This window comes from Thioalkalivibrio sp. XN279 (assembly GCF_011089885.1).
In the GTDB taxonomy this organism is placed as follows: domain Bacteria; phylum Pseudomonadota; class Gammaproteobacteria; order Steroidobacterales; family XN24; genus XN24.
Genome location: NZ_JAANBD010000018.1, coordinates 1 through 1,112, shown reverse-complemented (window position 1 = coordinate 1,112; position 1,112 = coordinate 1). Strand labels below are relative to the sequence as shown.

At 61.4% G+C, this 1,112-nt stretch carries 1 protein-coding gene; it reads left to right on the top strand.

The annotated features are described in order from the left end of the window. Positions 1 to 124: 124 nt before the first annotated feature. The coding region (locus G8346_RS02860; protein WP_166048048.1) for an MCP four helix bundle domain-containing protein at positions 125 to 1,112 on the top strand (988 nt) is incomplete at its 3' end.

The window sequence follows — 1,112 nt, the reverse complement described above, 5'->3', positions numbered from 1 at the left end:
TCGCCACCGTCGACGAACGCATGATCATCATCATCGACATCGAAAAACTCATGACCGCCGAGGACATGGGCCTGGTCGACCAGGCAGCGGCCTGAAACTGACAATGTACTGAAGGGGAAATACCGTGAAGAACTTGAAGATTGGTACCAGGCTGGCTATCGCCTTTGCAGCCGTGGTCTTGCTGCTGGTGGTCGTTGCAGTGACCAGCGTGACTCGCATGGGCAGCCTGTCCAAAGAAATCGACATCATGGCGCATGACCTGTACCCGAAGACCACCTGGGCGGTGAACGTCGTCCGCCAGGTCAACGTGACGGCTATTGTTTCTCGGCAGGCACTCCTGCTCAGCGATCGCTCCGCCATAGAGACCGAACTTAACAAGATCCCGCAGGCCTCAGCTGAAATCACTCGCAACATCGAGTTGCTCGAGGCGAACATCACCTCGCCCGAGGGCAAGCAGGCGCTGGCCGGCGTCCAGGCGACCCGGCCGGTCTTCGTGGCCGCGCTGACGGATCTGCAGGAGCTCATCCGCGCCGGCGAGAACGAAGCAGCTGAAGAGTTGCTGACGGGCCGGATGATGGAAGCACAGGACAATTACCTTGAAGCAATCAGGGAGCTGATCGAGTTCCAGGACGGCCTGATGCAGCAGGGCGGCGACCGCGCGATGGAAGCCGCGGCCAGCGGCCGGGTGATCGTCATCGGCCTCTCCACCGCCGCAGTGCTGATCGCCATCCTGCTGGCCTTCCTCATCGCACGCTCCATCGCCCGCCCGGTCGGACAGGTGCTGGAAGCCGCCAAGAAAATGGCCGCCGGCGACTTTAACTTCAAGCTCGAATCCGACGCCAAGGACGAGGTGGGCGAAGTCGTGCGGGCCGTGGGCGAAGTCCAGGCCAGCGTGACCGGGATCATCAAGCAGATGAACCACATGTCGATCGAGCACGACAAGGGCGACATCGACGTGTACATCGACGCCGAGAGCTTCGAGGGCGATTACCGCGTCATGGCCGAAGGCGTGAACGGCATGGTGAACGGTCACATTGCGGTGAAGAAGAAGGCGATGGGTTGCGTGGGCGAGTTCGGCCGCGGCAACTTCGAGGCCGAGCTGGAGAAGTTCC